General features: G+C 53.6%; 13 protein-coding genes and 1 riboswitch. Of the genes, 9 read left to right on the forward strand and 4 right to left on the reverse strand.

The genetic code is table 11. The annotated features are described in order from the left end of the window. The first annotated feature begins 4 nt into the window (after positions 1-4). Positions 5-115: riboswitch (guanidine-I (ykkC/yxkD leader) on the forward strand. 52 nt (positions 116-167) lie between these two features. From BQ6873_RS16455 to BQ6873_RS16485, 7 genes are all read left to right on the forward strand, one after another. Then, positions 168-1,202 carry an ABC transporter substrate-binding protein gene (locus tag BQ6873_RS16455; protein ID WP_083664497.1) on the forward strand — a complete coding sequence of 345 codons (1,035 nt, stop codon included), beginning with the start codon at positions 168-170 and terminating at the stop codon, positions 1,200-1,202. A gap of 100 nt (positions 1,203-1,302) precedes the next feature. Then, positions 1,303-2,319: a fatty acid desaturase family protein gene (locus BQ6873_RS16460; protein ID WP_076593627.1), complete on the forward strand. Its 1,017-nt coding sequence runs from the start codon at positions 1,303-1,305 to the stop codon at positions 2,317-2,319. Between the two features lie 13 nt (positions 2,320-2,332). Beyond that, positions 2,333-3,103, forward strand: coding sequence for an SDR family NAD(P)-dependent oxidoreductase (locus BQ6873_RS16465; protein ID WP_076593628.1), 771 nt, complete (start codon positions 2,333-2,335; stop codon positions 3,101-3,103). Continuing rightward, positions 3,100-3,855, forward strand: a complete 756-nt coding sequence (locus BQ6873_RS16470) for an SDR family NAD(P)-dependent oxidoreductase (protein ID WP_076593629.1) — start codon at positions 3,100-3,102, stop codon at positions 3,853-3,855. Before BQ6873_RS16465 ends, BQ6873_RS16470 begins: the two co-directional genes overlap by 4 nt. Positions 3,856-3,911: 56 nt before the next feature. Then, the gene (locus BQ6873_RS16475) at positions 3,912-4,682 is read left to right on the forward strand and encodes a creatininase (protein WP_076593630.1); all 771 of its coding nucleotides are present in this window, start codon (positions 3,912-3,914) and stop codon (positions 4,680-4,682) included. Further along, the gene (locus tag BQ6873_RS16480) at positions 4,675-5,340 is read left to right on the forward strand and encodes a cysteine hydrolase family protein (protein WP_076593631.1); all 666 of its coding nucleotides are present in this window, start codon (positions 4,675-4,677) and stop codon (positions 5,338-5,340) included. The genes BQ6873_RS16475 and BQ6873_RS16480 overlap by 8 nt, the downstream gene beginning before the upstream one ends. A 93-nt stretch (positions 5,341-5,433) precedes the next feature. Next, positions 5,434-6,237 (forward strand): hypothetical protein, encoded by an 804-nt coding sequence (locus BQ6873_RS16485; RefSeq protein ID WP_076593632.1) that lies wholly within the window; start codon positions 5,434-5,436, stop codon positions 6,235-6,237. 19 nt (positions 6,238-6,256) lie between these two features. Here the strand turns inward: BQ6873_RS16485 and BQ6873_RS16490 are convergent, their stop codons facing one another. The 3 genes from BQ6873_RS16490 to xseA all read right to left on the reverse strand — a co-directional run bounded on the left by BQ6873_RS16490 (position 6,257) and on the right by xseA (position 12,336). Further along, positions 6,257-9,652 (reverse strand): autotransporter domain-containing protein, encoded by a 3,396-nt coding sequence (locus BQ6873_RS16490; RefSeq protein WP_076593633.1) that lies wholly within the window; start codon positions 9,650-9,652, stop codon positions 6,257-6,259. 439 nt (positions 9,653-10,091) lie between these two features. Further along, complete coding sequence (sodB, locus tag BQ6873_RS16495; RefSeq protein ID WP_012080441.1) at positions 10,092-10,670, reverse strand: superoxide dismutase [Fe]; 579 nt, start codon at positions 10,668-10,670, stop codon at positions 10,092-10,094. Between the two features lie 304 nt (positions 10,671-10,974). Beyond that, positions 10,975-12,336, reverse strand: coding sequence for an exodeoxyribonuclease VII large subunit (xseA, locus tag BQ6873_RS16500; protein ID WP_076593634.1), 1,362 nt, complete (start codon positions 12,334-12,336; stop codon positions 10,975-10,977). A gap of 192 nt (positions 12,337-12,528) precedes the next feature. On the opposite strand from xseA, the gene BQ6873_RS16505 reads away from it, so the two are divergent. Beyond that, positions 12,529-14,250 (forward strand): methyl-accepting chemotaxis protein, encoded by a 1,722-nt coding sequence (locus BQ6873_RS16505; RefSeq protein WP_076593635.1) that lies wholly within the window; start codon positions 12,529-12,531, stop codon positions 14,248-14,250. A gap of 50 nt (positions 14,251-14,300) precedes the next feature. On the opposite strand, the gene rarD is transcribed toward BQ6873_RS16505, so the two are convergent. Continuing rightward, positions 14,301-15,188, reverse strand: a complete 888-nt coding sequence (gene rarD, locus BQ6873_RS16510; protein WP_076593636.1) for an EamA family transporter RarD — start codon at positions 15,186-15,188, stop codon at positions 14,301-14,303. A gap of 497 nt (positions 15,189-15,685) precedes the next feature. Between rarD and BQ6873_RS16515 the strand changes: the two genes are divergently transcribed. Continuing rightward, a complete protein-coding gene (locus BQ6873_RS16515; protein ID WP_076593637.1) occupies positions 15,686-17,308 on the forward strand; it encodes an AAA family ATPase in 1,623 nt (540 codons plus the stop codon). Positions 17,309-17,353 lie beyond the last annotated feature (45 nt).

Genomic DNA, 17,353 nt, shown 5'->3' on the forward strand with positions numbered 1-17,353 from the left:
TCTTACTTAGAAGTACTAGGGTTCCGATCATGTGCCTGCGTGCAGATGATGCCTGGTCCGAGAGTACTTCGGCCTCGATGGTGAGGCTCCACGGAGGGATAAAAGCCCGGGAGAACAATTGCAGCACCGTTCTCCTTGCGCCCACTTATTCGACCAGGAGTTTTGCCATGCCTTTTTCTACCAGTACGCAAGCCCCCATCACATTCAAGAACGATGTCTATCGTGCGCTGTGCCGTGTTGCCGTCGGTGCTGTGCTGCTCATTGCTGCCAGTGCATCTTTCGCCGCGAGCAAGATCAATGTCGGCACAGTGGTATGGATAGGCTACGGCCCTTTCTATGTCGCAGAGTCGCTCAATCTGTACAAAAAATACGGCCTCGACGTCAAGCTGAACGTCTTCAGTGATCCGGCATTGATTCCTGCCGCGCTGGCCAGCGGTTCGGTGCAAGGTGCGATGCTGACGTATGACCAGGTGATCGGCCAGGTCGCGCTGGGCATGCAGCAGCGTGTGGTGATGCCTATCGATTATTCAAACGGCGGCGATGCAATTGTTGCGGCCAACAGCATTACTAAAGTTAGTGATTTCAAAGGCAAGAAAATCGGCTTCAATCCATTGTCACCATCTGATTTTTTGCTGTCGTATGCGTTGAAAAAAAATGGCATGACCGACAAGGACATCACCTCAGTTGCCATGACACCGGAATCGGTGCCGGCAGCCATGGCCTCGGGACAGATGCCGGTCGGCGTCACTTATGAACCTAGCCTGTCGCAGATCGTCAGCCAGGGCGGTGGCAAGAAATTCCACGTCGTGTATTCGTCGAAAGATGCACCTGGCCTGATCGCCGACGTGCTGGTGTTCAACGACAAGTACATCAAGTCCAATCCGAAAGAAATCAAAGGCATTATCCAGTCCTATCTCGATGGGCTCGCTTACATGAAAGCCAAGCCAGATGAAGCTGCCAAGATCATTGGCAAGTTCATGGGTATCTCGGCCAAGGAAGTGAAGGAACAACTGTCCGGCGTCTACAACATTCCATTGGCTGAAATGCCGAAGGCTTATGTGAAGTCAAGCGAGACCACGTCCTACTACGCCAGCGGCGACATCATCAGCAGCATTCTGAAAGCGAAGGGTCAGATCAAGACCATTCCGCCGACCGAATCGACCATCGATGCACAGTTCGTCACCGAATTGCAGAAGAAGTAATGAGAGCGGCCGGGTCGGCCTATGCGTGACATTCCATCGCTTTGCAGATGGATGTCAGACGCGGACCGATCTCGGCCTGTCTTGATATAGAGAGGTAACAATGATTGCGCAATACTATCGATATCCAGATGGCACCTTGCCGAACACGGCAGCGATGGCATTTACATTGCTGGGTTATCCATTGGGTATAGCTTTGCTGGTACAGCCGTTCTGGCTGGCCAAGGCGGCCGGCTTTTTGCTGGTGACGCTGACGCTGATCTGGTCTGCCTACTTCATCCATGAATACGCGCATCAGGCGATTTTCAAGACGCCTGAAGCAAACGCGCGTTGGGGCACGGTCATGACGTGGATCAATGGCAGCTGCTATGCGAAGTTTGCCGATTTGCGCCGCAAGCACATGCGACATCACGTCGAACGCGCCGATGTTATTACCTTCCATGTGCAGGGTTTTCTGAACAACGGACCGGCCTGGCTGCGCAAGTTGGTGCTGGTGCTGGAATGGGCGTATATCCCTGCGGTTGAATTCATCATGCACGCCTATGTGATGGCGCTGCCCTTCATCAAGCCGAGTGCAGATAAATCGCGCACCCGCATCATCGCCATTTTTATCGTACGCACTGTTGCGTTTGCGGCACTGGCCTGGTATTCGTTGTCGGCGCTGGTGCTGTATGCGATTGCGTATGTCGTGTTCATTACCGTGCTGCGTTTTGCCGATTGCTTTCAGCATACATACGATGCGTATCCGATACTCGACGAGTCGCCGATACCGAACGACAAGGTGCGCGATCGTGCTTACGAGCAAGCCAATACCTACAGCAATGTGGTTGGCATCGACAGCAAATGGCTGAACATGCTGTGGCTCAATTTTGGCTTTCACAACGCGCATCACGCACGGCCCACGATCCCGTGGTACCGACTGCCTGCCTTCCATCGCGAACTGTACGATGCAGCTAACAGCCAGGTGATCCCGGTACGCATACTGCTGAAAAGTTTCCACATCAATCGCGTCAAGCGCGTGCTGTCCGCAGATTACGGACAGGTGTTGCCACCGGACGTCAATGGTCGCGCCGATGGTTTTCTTGGTGCAGTTGGCGTGTCGTTTCTAACTGCCATTTGAGCAAGCGCAGCACATGACGATCAACTACGGATTGACCGGCCGCTCAGTGTTGATTACCGGCGCTGCCAGCGGCATTGGTTTGGCGATTGCGCAGGCATTTGCGGCACAAGGTTGCCGCACGCTGCTGCTCGACCGTAATGCTGAAGGTCTGGCGACTGCGTTGCAGACGATGCCGAATGCCGACGTGAGCGTTTTTGCATGCGATCTTTCTTCCGATGAGGAAGTCGCTGCGCTGGCCGAACAAATTCCAAACATCGATGTGCTGGTCAACAATGCCGGCGTTGAATATCCGACGCCGCTGACTGCGGCCGTCGATGTGGCAGCCAGCTTCGCCCGACTGCTGGATAACAATGTGACCAGCATGGCGCGCCTGACCAACGCGCTGCTGCCGCACATTCCCGATGGCGGATGTGTGATCAATCAGGCGTCGATCTGGGGACGCATAGGCGTCGCGGAGTTCTCCGCTTACGTTGCCAGCAAACATGCGGTGATCGGTCTGACGCGCTCGCTCGCGTGGGAACTCGGCGCACGCAACATACGCGTCAACGCAGTGTGTCCGGGCTGGGTATTTACCGATGCGGCAGAGCGTTCGCTGACGGCGATGGCGGCACGCGATGGCTGCGATATTGCAACAGCACGACGTACGGTACTCGCGCAACAGGCGATCCAGCGCGAAATTCTGCCGGCCGAGATCGCGCGCAGTTTTCTTTTCCTTGCATCCGATGATGCAGCTGCCATTACCGGTCAGTCACTGGTCGTGAGTCGGGGCGAGGTGATGGCATGATCAAGCTCGATTTGTCAGGGCAGATTGCCTGTGTCACCGGTAGCGCTACTGGTATCGGACGTGCGTGTGCAATGGCATTGGCGGCAGCGGGAGCCAAAGTGGCATTGAATCATTTCGGCCAGCCTGCATTGTCGCTGCAGTTGGAACAGGCGATACGCGAGCAGGGTGGGTCTGCGTTTTCGTTCGATGCCGATGTCACCGATGCCGCCGCTGTAGAACAGATGTTCGAGCAGATAGAAACCACGATGGGACCATTGAATATCTTGGTCAACAACGCCGGCATCCTGTTGCAAAAACCGTTTCTGCAAACCACCGAAGAAGAATGGGATCGTGTCATCGCTACCGATCTCAAATCGGTATTTCTTTGCAGTCGCGCCGCGCTGTCGCGTATGGTGCCGCGCGCTGCCGGCTGTGTGATCAATGTCGCATCCGAACTGGCCTATCTGGGCCGCGATGAATTCGGCGTGTACTGCGCAGCGAAAGCCGGTGTGATCGGATTGACCAAGTCGCTGGCGCGCGAGTTCGCACCGGCCATCCGCATCAATGCCGTTGCGCCCGGCCCGACCGATACCGCGATGTTGTCACTCGACCAGATCAGTGCGGAATGGCAAGAGAAAGAGTTGGCGATTCCGGCCGCGCGCGCGGCGCATCCGAACGAAATTGCATCAACGGTGGTTTTCCTCGCCAGTGATCACGCACGCTTTTTCTATGGACAGACATTAAGTCCGAATGGTGGCGCGTTGATGCTGTGAACACTGCATGGTCGCAAACGCTGCTTACGTTGCAATAGCTTCTAATGGAGAGATGTATGGATAATTCGAGAATGGATCATTTGACCTGGGTGACGTACGAGCAGCGCATACAGGACCCCAACGTCATCGTGTTGCTACCGGTCGGTGCACTGGAGCAGCACGGTCCGCATTTGCCGCTGGGCACCGATGCTTTGCTGGCGAATGCCGTATCGCAGTCGGTCGCCGCGCAGATAGGTGCTATCGTCGCGCCGCCGATCAACTTCGGCTACAAGTCACAACCTAAATGCGGTGGTGGTCAGCATTTCCCCGGCACCACCAGCCTTGACGGTAGCACGCTGGCCAGCCTGACCTGCGACATCATCGCGGAATTGGCACGGCACGGTGTACGCAATGTGGCAGTGGTATCCGCTCATTATGAAAATCAGTGGTTTCTGACGGAAGGCATAGACCTCGCGCGACGTCGTGTCGGACCGAATTCACCACTGCGCGTAATGCGTCTGGAATACTGGGATTTCATCACCGAAACAACGCTGGAAAAAATTTTCCCTGAAGGCTTCCCCGGCTTTGCACTGGAACATGCGGCCGTGATCGAGACCTCGATGATGTTGCATTACTTCCCTGATCTGGTACGACTTGATCAACTGCCGGAACATCCGGCTGCCGTGTTCCCACCGTACGACATGTATCCGACCTGCACGCACTGGGTGCCGTCGTCCGGTGCCTTGTCGTCAGCCAAGGGAGCGACGGCAGAAAAAGGCGTGCTGATGATAGATGAAGTGACTACGCGCATAGCCGCAGCCTTGCGCAAGGAGTTCATCGATGGCTGAAAGAACGGCACTGATCGTGATCGACATGCAGCGCGATTTTTGCGCAGCGGGTGGTTATGCGGCGCAAGCCGGGCTGGATGTGACGCGTCTGACTTCGGTAGTGAGCAACATCAGCTTGCTGCTGGATGCGGCAAGACAGGCACAGCTTCTGGTCCTGCATACGCGCGAAGGTCATGTGCCTGATCTGTCGGATTGCCCGCCGCAAAAAATGGCCCGCAGCATACATGCAGGTGCCGCTATCGGTAGCGTCGGACCGATGGGACGTTTGCTGGTGCGCGGCGAATACGGCCACGACATCATCGATGAACTGTCGCCCTTGCCGGAAGAAACCGTGATCGATAAACCCGGTTACGGCGCTTTTTACCAAACGGCGCTGCAGGAGATATTGCAAGATCATGAAATCGATACCTTGATTTTGTGCGGCGTCACAACCGAGGTCTGCGTGCATTCGACGCTGCGTGAAGCGGTCGATCGCGGCTACAACTGCATCGTGGTTGGTGATGCCTGTGCGGCCAGCAATCCGGCACTGCAACAGCCTGCGCTGGACATGATAGCGGTGGAGGGTGGCATCTTTGGATCGGTAGCCACGGCGGCTGCGATTGCCGCAACCATCTATCCAGTGACGAACACAACTGAGAAAACGGCATACGCAAATTAAAAAAGATTGCGCACCCAGTAGGCGTTCAAATTTAGTTGAATCACGACTTCGTGTTTTATCGCGGTTTGCATACTTTTCGAAATGGCATGAACGATGAATATGATGAGCAAGATGGAAGCTATGGATGCAGTACAGGATGTAGTACCAGCGCGTTATCGAGGCGTCTGGCGTCGCAGCTTGCTGGAAGCGCCCGGCGTTCACGATACGACGACGACAGTTTTCTGGCTGCAATGCGGACGCTGGCATGCTGATATTCGGATACCGGCAGCGCGCCCCGATTTTTCGCAGACGCGTAGTTTGGATGAGTGCAATGCGGAACAGCTGGCATGGCTGGCGCGGCAGCAGGGATTTGCCGGCATCACGGAAGTTGTCGCTACGCCGCAAGCTGAGATATGTAGCTGGCATAGACTGGTCGATTATCAACCGCCGGCCGCAACGCCGGATGCTGGCGTGATGCGATTCGAGCCTGAGAAATTGGTTGAAACCGGCGTGCATGGCGTGTATCTGGAAGACTGGCATCACTTGCCGGATTCTGCCGCAGCCTTTGCCGTATTGCAAAAAATGGATGCAGCATCGAATTGCACAACGCCCAAAGAATTTGTGATGATCGCCGGTGTATATGTGATGCACGTGCGCGAACGCAGCGTGGCATGGCCTGAAGGAATAGTGATGGCAGACATCGCGCAAATCGATGATGCCCAGCGCCTGCTGGATTTTGAAATCTCATTCGGCAGACGCAACGCCAGCGGCTGGCGCATAGAACATTCGACCTTGCCGTGGTTGGAGAATAAGCAGATGGAAGTCAGTCTGCTTGCTGTAGCGGAAGACGAACTGGAAATGTCATGGAATGGTGTGTCCTCGCAGTGGAAGATACTGGAATGGGAAGCGCCGCGCTAAGAGTGTGTTCGTATAGCTCTTACCAGCGACTGCGTATTCCCACCAACAGCGCCACATTGCTCTGTCTGCTGTTGTACTCGCCCTGAACATCAGCGAAGAGGGACAGGTTGCTGTTGCTGCCTTTGCTGATATTACTGCTGAGTCCCAAACCTGCAATCACACTATTGCGTGGCAACTTCACGCCAGAGACCAGGAAAGACGGTGCGGCCGATCCTGCAAATTGCATCGTCATCGGCGCATTCGCATCGCCAAACTCATGTCCCCATGCCAGACGTGGTTCCAGTTTCACTTGTCCGACTTCAAACTGTGCTTTCGCACCGAACAAGGTTTTAACCGAATTGGTCGTCTGTCCTGCTACCTGCAGATTCAAGGCACCGGCACCTTGTTCAGTAAAGCCATCCGTCTTGCTACGACTTAAAGACAAAGCTGCCAACGGTTGCAACATCCAATCCTGCATCTGAATATCGTAGGTCGCTTCGCCATAGGCAGAAGCGGTATGACCATCAAAGGCAGATGTCGCTGTACGCGTCAACGCACCGACTACGATCTGTCTTGCCATATTGCTGCTGTTAAAAGCAAAGTTCGCCGAACCATTGAAGTTCCACGGTCCCGTCTTGTAACTCGCATAAGCAGCAATCGCCCGATCACGCGAACGACCGGTATCGTTGCTATCGAAACGCAAGCTGGATTTGCCGAAGGTACCTGCCACACCGACGATCAAACCTTCACTGACTTCCGTATCAAAACCCAGACTCAAGCCATTGCTGCGCACCGTACTAGCGACACCATTGCCATCGCTGCTGGTCGATTGATAGTTGCCGTAACCACGTAACCAGAAACCACGACCATAACTATTCAAGGAAGTGTCGGCTGAAGCGCCCAGACCGGTGAGGCTGGAAGAAGCAGAGGAAGACTGCGATGCAGTAGGAGTAGCAGCAGAGAACAAGTCATAGACATGATCCTTGCCTGTCAACTGCACTGGTGTGCCAAAAGCATAGGCTGAAGTGCTGTTACCGCTGACTGCTGCCAGACGTGCTCGCATTTGACTGCCGACGCCAGCAGAGAAGCCAGCGCCAGCACGACTCATCGCGCTCAAGCTGGCACCGCTCATCGCGTCATAACTGGCACGCGCTTGTTCGGCTGACAGACCAGTCAAGGCAGTAATGATAGTGTTCATGTCTCCAGTGGCGGCTATGCCCAGACTCTGCAAAGAATTCGAGATGGCGATCTGATTCTGTGTGTTGGCGACGGAATTAAAACTGATGTCATTACGCGCCAGATTCAGGAAGACATTGTTGGCGTCGTAGCTCAATGTCGGTGTCAGGAAGGCGAGGTTGGACGTCACGCCATCAAAGGTGCCAGCACCGAACAGACCACTCGAAGCATTGAGTATGGTGTAGGTGGTGTTGGCCGCATAGTTGCCCGAACTGGCGCGTACATCGACTGTGCTGCCAGCGAGTATGGCGCTATCGGTGTTGACACGATCTGCATGACCGTCGGCATCGACTTGTACGCGATAGGAGGAGCCCGGCGCGAAGGCCAACACGCCATTAACAGTCAAGGTGCCGCTGGTATTGCCTGGCGCCAGCACGCCACCTGTGTTCACCTCCATACTTGCCACCGTACCGCTACCGCTTAGCGTGCCGCCGTTGTTGACGTTGATGAACGAGTTGTTAATGGAACCGTTGACGATGAGGGTGCCGTTGTTGATGGCAGTGTCACTGACGTACGTGTTGACGCCGGAAAGCGTCAAGGTACCAGCCCCGGTTTTCGTCAGCCAACCGCTGCCGCTGATGCCGCCAGCGTAAGTGCCGGTACCGGCCTGATCAAACACGAGTGCAGCGTTGTTGGTGATGTTGCCTTGCAGGCTGAGACTGTCGCCTTGCAGTGTGCCGGCGTTGATGAAGGTGCCACCTGCGTAATTGTTGCTGCCGGCCAGGATCAATGTTCCTGTGCCGGTCTTGGTCAACCTTCCCGAACCATCCATATTTCCGGCATAGGTGCCGTTGCTGGCCTGGTTAAAAATCACGTTGGCGTTGTTGGTGATGGCGCCTTGCAGACTGTTGCTATTGCCTTGCAGTGCACCTGCACTGACGGTAGTGCCGCCGGTGTAGTCGTTGGCACCAGTGAGAGTCAACGTCGCTGTGCCCACTTTGTTCAAGGACCCGTTGCCAGTAATCGTACCGCTCAGAGCAAGATCGTTGTTACCCTGCACCGTCAGCCCACCTGTGCCCAGGGCGATAGCATTGAGCAGATTGAGACCGCCGTTACTGGCCTGTACCGTCCCTCCGTTGGAAGTGAGTGTGCCTGTACCAAAGGTGCCGTTGTAATTGAACATTGCAGTACCGCCATTCAAGGTGGTGCTGTCACTAACCAATGGACCCTGCAAGTTCCAGATGCCGGCATTGACTGTGAGCTTGTTGAAGTTGGTGTAGACGGCAGACGAGGCGATGCTTGTGCCATTGCCGTCCAGAATCAGCGTATTGTTGCCGCCGGCCCCGCCATCCACAGTGCCGGTGGCGGCGAATGTCAAACCAGCGTTACCCGTCACGGCGAGGCTGGAAGCGGTGCCGCCTGCTGCACTGATGATTGAGGTAGTCATCGCGGTAAAGGTGTTATTACCGCTGGCACCGAGAGAGACGCTGCCCATGATGATCCCGGCATTGAGGAAGCTGTTACCGTTGGTCGAAGACTCGAATGCTACTCGACCAGTGATGATACCCATGCTCGAGTTGGTCATCTCAACGGATGATCCACCTCGAACTGCCACTACAGCGGCATCGGCAAGTTGTACGCCCTGTGCACCTGACAGCGCACTTGAAGAGATGCTGCCATTATTGACTATCCTGGTCGTGCCGTTAGTGCCGTTGTTCACGTTCAGGGCCATGCCGTTCAGATTGGGCAGGGTCGAGCTTATCAAGCCTGTTGTCCCCTTGATGACTCCGTTGCTATCGTTGGTAATATTGACCGTTGAGTTATTGGCATTGCCAATGACTGCGCCGCTACTCAAGATGCTCGAATCTCCTAAAACCGACGGATCAATCGTCCCACTGTTGATCAGCGTGATGTTATTGCCAGTCAAGGACAGCGCCGTGCCCCCAACCCCACTCAAAACACCGAGTTCGGCTGACGAGATAATGTTGACGGACAAATTATTCGCACCGCTTGCATAGTTGGGAGCTACTGGATTCGCACTTCCTGTACAGATCACTGTCAATCCAGTCGCAGTACATCCTGCCATCGCCGAAGGGCTGGCCAGACCGGCAAGCAAGCTGACTATGGCTACGCGTATCGATAAGGATATCCGTCCACACCTGCCACCTCGGCTACGCTTGCCGCGAGTGCGTGTGAGTTCAGAAACGGCGACCCAGGTGCCGAGGACAGGATTCCATAGATTGCGGTAAGACGTGTTCATGGCAGAAAAGAAAGAGAATTGATTTCCTGCGCATGGTTGGGGATTTCTCCGCAAGAGTAAATACTGCAAATGCAGTAGTCGATCTGACGGATAGACAGTTTTGCTAGGCAAGAGATGCCATGCCGAAAACGATGTTTCAGAGGAGAAACAGGCGAGCAAGCGTGTATATTCCACGCTTGCTGCTCACATCGTATGCAAAGAATATTTTTGAAAAAAACAGTGATGGCAGCGTCGTTTTGTGGACGAATGTGTACGTGACGCTAAACGACGGATTGCGGGGAAACGTATTTTGACAGCGGACATGGGTCGGTGCTCAAGCTTCATCCGGCAAGCAGCAATGGGATGTCAACAAAATCGCAGACGTAAAAAAACCTTGCCGATAAGAGCAAGGTTTTTTTGTGATCGATGCAGACCTTGAGGTCTGCATTAGACAGATGGCTTAAGCCAGGTTCTTCGCAACGAAGTCCCAGTTAACCAATGCCCAGAACGATTCAACATACTTAGGACGCGCATTGCGGTAGTCGATGTAGTAAGCGTGTTCCCACACGTCGCAGGTCAACAATGGTTTGTCAGCGCCGGTCAGTGGGCAGCCAGCGTTCGAGGTGTTAGCCAGATCGAGCGAGCCGTCAGCTTTTTTCACCAACCATGTCCAGCCGGAGCCGAAGTTGGTAACGCAGGACTTGGTGAATTCTTCTTTGAACTTGTCGAAGGAACCCCATTTTGCATTGATCGCATCAGCAACTGCACCAGTTGGAGCGCCGCCGCCGTTAGGCTTCAGGCCGTTCCAGTAGAACGTGTGGTTCCATACTTGAGCTGCATTGTTGAAAACGCCGCCGGAGGATTTCTTGATGATTTCTTCGAGGGATGCGTTTTCGAATTCGGTACCTTTGATCAGGTTGTTCAAATTCGTCACATAAGTTTGGTGATGTTTACCGTAGTGGAATTCGAGCGTCTCTTTCGAGATGTGTGGAGCAAGTGCATCCAACGCATAGGGCAGTGCCGGCAGGGTATGTTCCATGGTCGTCCTTCTTTATGGGGGTTGAAAATGAAGATGTCTTTTTGAAAGGCGTTCATTGTAAAGCGGTTACGTCTTGCTTGCACACGACGTAGATCAATTTCCAACAAGGTAGAAAATGAAGTGAAGAGAATAGCTTGAAACGTGCACTTTTGTTGCGCAGACATTCGGCGCCAGGCCAATAAACATCAGGCTTTGTACGATTTACAGGAATTTATTTCCCGTCTTATTTAATGCGAATAATTCTTATTATTATTTGTGGGTGAGTCACTGTCTCAAGCTGCCGCGTATGTGTTGTGCTGTGCAACTATTCCAGCGTCTCTTGCACGCTGGCGATGCCTACTTGCGCGGTACCTTCAGCCAATCGCACCGTCACGCTTTGTCGTGGTTGCAGTTCTTTCGGCGCGCGCACGATCTTTCCTTTTTCATCCGTGATCATGGCGTAACCACGTTCCAATGTGCGTTGCGGGTTCAGCATTTCCAGTTGGGCGGAAAGCGCGGTGAGGGTTTGGCGCTGCGTGGCGATGTTGCTATTCATTTGATTGCTCAAACGGCGCGCATGATTCACGACATTCAGCCGTTGCGCTTGCGTATCCGGTAACTGCGTCAGCCAGCGATTGCGCAGATGCGCCAGTGCAAATTGTGCCTTGCTGAGTGGAATGCGCGTAGCGTGCCCCAGACGTGCTTGCAGGTTTTGCAGCTTCATTCTTTCATGCGCGATGTAAGCCGATGGACTGATCAGACGACGCGAGAGCCAGTCCAGTGTTTGTGCGGTATCGGATAACTGTCGCTTCACTGTCAGACGCATATCGTCAGCTTGCGCTTCCAGTCGCGCCAGCCAATCGGCACGTGGCGTCGCAGCCAATTCAGCGGCTGCAGTCGGTGTCGGTGCACGCAAGTCGGCGGCGAAATCGGCAATGGTGAAGTCGGTTTCATGGCCAACGCCAACGATGACCGGGATGTCGCAACCGACGATGGTGCGCGCGACGATTTCATGATTGAAGGACCACAGATCTTCTATGCTGCCGCCACCGCGACAGACCAGCAGCACATCGCATTCGGCACGTGCAGAAGCAGTGGCTATCGCTTGCGCAATCTTGTTGGCCGAGCCTTCGCCTTGTACAGGCGTCGGATACAGGATGACGTTCACATGCGGCGCACGTCGTTTCAGCGTGGTCAAAATATCGCGCAAAGCGGCTGCTTGCGGGCTGGTGACTATGCCTATCGTGCGGGCGAATGAGGGTATAGGGCGTTTGCGCGCTGGATCGAACAAACCTTCAGCATTCAGCTTTTCCTTCAATTGTAAAAAAGCTTCATACAAATTACCGACGCCGGCGCGCCGTATCGCTTCCACACTCAACTGATAATCGCCGCGCGGCGCGTACAGCGTCACCAGTGCGCGCACCTCGACTTTGTCTCCCTCGCGTGGCATGAAATCTGCATATTGAGCACGACCACGAAACATCACAGCACGTACCTGGGCTGCACTGTCTTTTAACGTGAAATACCAATGTCCGGATGCAGCACAAGTGAAGTTGGATATTTCACCGGATACCCACGATAAAGGAAAGTTGCGTTCCAGCATGCGTGAGACAGCCTGATTCAGCGCAGAGACGCTGAGCACGGCTGGTGCGGAGGGATTGTTCGGTGCTGGACGATCAGAGTTCATAAGTGTTCTTGCTTGGGATGGTTCTTGGTTGCACAGGTATTGGGCGCACGAAATGAGTGAAGTGCCATTTCTTGCTGCCCTAGGAATGTGCATAGCTGCAGACAATAAAAACAGATGGTAATGGAATTTGAGTATTGAAATGCGCTGGCGTCTTTAAATAGATGTCGTCACGACTTGCTTGGGGAAAGAAAAATGAACATCTTGAATGTAAAAATTGGCGCCCGTCTGGGCATGTGCTTCGGTCTGATCTTCGTACTGACAGCGATATTGATCGTTTTTGCATTGGTTCGTTTCTCCGATATTGGGAAAATCAATCGTCAGATGATAGATACCGATTGGGTCAAGGCAGAAGCGGCTGCGACGATAGATGGCACCACGCTCGCCAATGCGCGCCGCAATATGGAGTTGTTCATAGAAACAGATCCCGCCAAGGTCGAGGCCATTTATGCTGCCATCACACAGAACAAGAAGACCATCGATGATGCCGTTGCCGTACTGGATAAATTGGTCACTAGCGAAGAAGAAAAAACGCTGGTGACGCAATTCAAGGCGGTACGCGCGCAGTATGTCGCTTCTTTCACCAAGGTCGGGAAAATGGTCGCCGACCGCCAGCGCGATGAGGCGATGCACACGATGCTGACAGAAACGCTGCCGGCGCTGGATGCGGTACAAAAAGTCATTGTGCAATTGTCAGTACTGCAAAAGAAAATAGTAGAGCAGAGCGGTGACGAAGCAGCCGGCCATATTGAATCGGCAACAACCATGATGACGACGCTCGGCATCGCAGCGGCGATTGCCGGCATCGGCTTTGCCTACTGGATATCGCACTCGATTACCAAGCCTATGAATGAGGCGGTCAAGATCGCGCAAACTGTTGCCGCTGGTGATCTGAGTAGCGTGATCGATGTCAAATACAAGGATGAAACGGGGCAGTTATTGCAGGCATTGAAGGAAATGAATACCAGTCTGGTACGCATCGTCGGGGAAGTGCGTTACAGCACCGAAGCGATTGCGACTGCATCGACACAGATTGCAACCGGCAATCTGGATTTATCTTCTCGCACCGAAGAACAGGCCAGTTCATTGGAAGAAACCGCATCGTCGATGGAAGAGTTGACCAGCACGGTTAAACAGAATGCAGACAACGCACGTCAGGCCAATCAACTGGCCATGACCGCTTCTGCAGTGGCGATCAAGGGCGGCACTGTGGTGTCGCAAGTGGTCGATACGATGGGATCGATCAACGATTCTGCCAAGAAGATTGCAGACATCATAGGTGTGATCGATGGCATCGCTTTCCAAACCAATATCCTGGCCTTGAATGCGGCAGTAGAAGCGGCGCGCGCTGGCGAGCAGGGGCGCGGTTTTGCGGTCGTTGCAGGTGAAGTACGTAATCTGGCGCAACGTTCGGCTGCTGCCGCGAAGGAAATCAAGAATCTGATCGGCGATTCAGTAAGTAAAGTAAATGTGGGCGCACGTCTGGTCGATGATGCAGGAACCACGATGCAGGAAGTGGTGGCTAGTGTGCGGCGCGTAACCGACATCATGGGAGAAATCACCGCGGCCAGCCAGGAGCAAACTGCTGGTATCGAACAAATCAATCAAGCCGTCATGCAGATGGATACAGCCACGCAGCAAAATGCAGCCTTGGTAGAACAAGCCGCAGCGGCTGCCGCTTCCTTGCAGGATCAGGCCGGGAATTTGGTAAAAGTTGTCAGCGTGTTCAAGCTGGACGGCACGCAGGTTTTGCACGTGCTGCCATCAGCGTTGAATACATTGCCGGCCAAACCAAGTGCGCCTGTGTTGTCACGCAATCCGGCACCTGCTCAGCTTGCAAGCAAGGAGGCACCTGCCATCAAGAATGACAAGGTCGCGGCTTTGGCGGGTGCGGGAGATGATTGGGAACAGTTCTGAGCGCTGGCCGGACGTCTCTGTAAAGATGCGTCCGGCTTGATTCAGCAATTTTACGTATCCAGATTGTGCCGCGTATAAACGGTTTTAACGCCTTCAACGATCAGGAGCAATACCGCGATCCAGATCGGAATGTAGGTCAGCCATTCCGCGCCCTTGATGCTTTCTCCCAGCAACAAGGCAACCACCACTAGCAGTACAGGTTCGACATAGCCGAGCAGACCGAACAGGCTCAAGCTCAAGATTTGGCTCGCCAACATGTAGAAGATCAGAGCAAACGTACTGATCACGCCGAGCAATGGAATCAAGAGATACAAGCGTGAATGATCGTGAAGCGTAGCGAAGTCCAGATTGCCGGCATAGACGAACCACAAACCAGCTGGCAGCAGGAATGCCATGTCAAACCACAATCCGCCGATATTGTTGGAACCAAGGCGACGACGCAACACGAAGTAGACCGGATAGCCGAGTGCAACAGTCAGCGTTTCCCATGAAAAGCTGCCCACTTGATACAGCTCGTTCGCCACGCCGAATGCGGCGCATAGTGCGGCCAGATTCTGCAGGCGCGATAGACGTTCCTTATAGACGATGCGGCCGGTCATCAACATCGTGAGCGGCAATAAAAAGTAGCCAAGCGACACGTTGAGCGCACGACCATGTAGCGGTGCCCACATGAACAGCCATAGTTGTACGCCGAGAAATGCGGATGTCGCAATCGCACCGAGCAGCAGGCTGGGATTTTGCAGCATCCGTTGCGCCAGCATTTTCACCATGATTTGGCGGCCGCCAGACCAGATGAATATGGTCAGGAAAGGGAAGGTCAACAATGTGCGCCAGCCGAAAATTTCTTCGCCGCTTAGCGGTACCAGCAAGGTGGAGTAATAATAGAGAACGGCGAACAGCACGGAGCTGGTAACTGAAAACGTAATACCTTTGGACACTGAGACTCCGTGGCGAATTGATCTTGTTTCGTGGCCCGCTAGTATAAGGACTTTCTTTCAGTCTGGATTCTCTGATTGTCCGAAAAGCGTATTTGAAAATATGTGCAAGTGCAGCATGGCCGGATATGCGCGCTATTTGGCTGGATATGCACTATCCCTGTCCGTATAGGTGATGGGCCTTGGCTTCACATGCCCAAGTTATTGCTTTATGATGGACGCGGCAATGCGGTCGGGCGAATACTACGAGAAACACGAAAAAGCATTGATAACGGGAAGACATGCCAGACGTGCGCTGCTGAATCACGATTTCGGCGATAGGCATCAAACAGACAGAAGGCTTCCAGATATGGAAGCCGTTTTCTTTTGTAATATCGCACAATGATGTTTGATTGTTGACGTTTTCTGCTTTGAGTTGTCCGCATTGGCATTGCATTGATGACGCACGGATTTTATCGGGCACCCACCTGTGCCGAACACGAAATTAGCATGGAGTTGTGATGGATTTTGAAATACCGGAATCGATGGTGAATGTGCTGCTGGAGATGATAGAGAAAGAATCTCCACTGGCCAAACGGCTTTCCGAACATGGCATTTGCCATGGCCGCATGATTGTTTCCAGCAAGTTATTCGACGCGAAAGCGATGAATACCTTGTACACCTTGTGCAAAGCGCAAGACGATCGCTCCTTGATGTACCAGATGCTGGCACTGGACAATATTCTTGGTGCACCGCAGGCACGCAAGATTCCCGATCTGGATAAATTGGTACCTGGGCTGGCCGCGTATTTTTCACGTGATGTGATCGACGGCTGGCTGTACAAACGCAATAAAGATGGTGTGCTGCTGCCGTGGCTGATCCATCGTCTGCGCCATGTTGTGCCAGACCAAGGCGCGCCGTATGTCGTGATCGATCTGATCGCTAATACGATGCAAGCTGCAGGCAAGGAAGAGTCATCCGATCTGCGCATGCGCCGCTCCGGGATGACGAATGCGATCGTGATCAATTCACACGACATCGTTAATCGTACGATTCCGGAATTGTTGAGCGAGCTTGGCTATTTCAAGGAATGCGCCGAATTCAAGCAGGAATACGAAAAGCAATCCAAGCGCTTCCTTACATATCAGCGTCAATTTGGTAAGCAGTTCATCGCGCGTAATGCAGCATTCACGATGGATGAAAAACACCGTATAGGCATGCTGACCTTGAAGGACGGCGTCGTCGCGAAATGCGTCAATGACGAAGAAATTCTGGATCGTCGCTTCGAGATGATGGCCGATGCCGAATTCTGGCGTGAGAATGGTTTTGCGCAAGGTTTCGAGAGAATTCCTCTGCATTGCTATGTGCATCTCTTCCATCTGGAGCTGCATCAGAACATCTGGGTGCACGTACAGAATCTGACTTCATACCAATACAAGCCGGAATTACGCGAGAAGCTGATCCTGCCGACACAGCACAGAGAACTGATAGACATCCTCACCGCCGATATGAGCGTGTTGATGGAAGATATCGTCGAAGGTAAATCTGGCGGTACCACTATTCTCTGCAAAGGCGCGCCAGGTCTCGGCAAAACGCTGACGGCAGAAGTGTATTCGGAAGTGGTTGGCAAGCCGTTGTATCGCGTGCACTCAGGCCAGCTAGGTATCACGGCGGCTTCTGTCGAACAGAATCTGTCGCAAATCCTGCGCCGCGCCGCGCGCTGGGATGCGATCCTGTTGCTGGATGAGGCGGACGTGTACATCCGTTGCCGCGACAACGATTTGCAGCACAACGCGATCGTTGCCGAGTTCCTGCGTACGCTGGAATACTTCAAGGGTTTGCTGTTCATGACGACGAATCGTATCGGTGATGTGGATGACGCGATCTTGTCGCGTTGCATTGCGACCATCCAGTACGAGGTGCCACCGAAGGAAGATGCCATGCGTCTGTGGAAATCGCTGGCGACGCAATTCCATGCGGATCTGTCGGACGAGTTGATCGACTCGCTGAGTAATATCTATGCGAAGTGCAGCGGCCGCGATATCAAGGAATTGCTCAAGCTGACTTCGAAATACTGCAAGAGCAAGCAGATTCCATTTTCGGAAGAAGCCTTCAGACAGTGTGCCGTGTTCCGCGGTATTTAATAAATCAGGGCACGCGTATGCGTGTCTGAACATCAAGTTTGTATA

This window comes from Herminiimonas arsenitoxidans, assembly GCF_900130075.1.
Classification (GTDB): Bacteria; Pseudomonadota; Gammaproteobacteria; order Burkholderiales; family Burkholderiaceae_D; genus Oxalicibacterium; species Oxalicibacterium arsenitoxidans.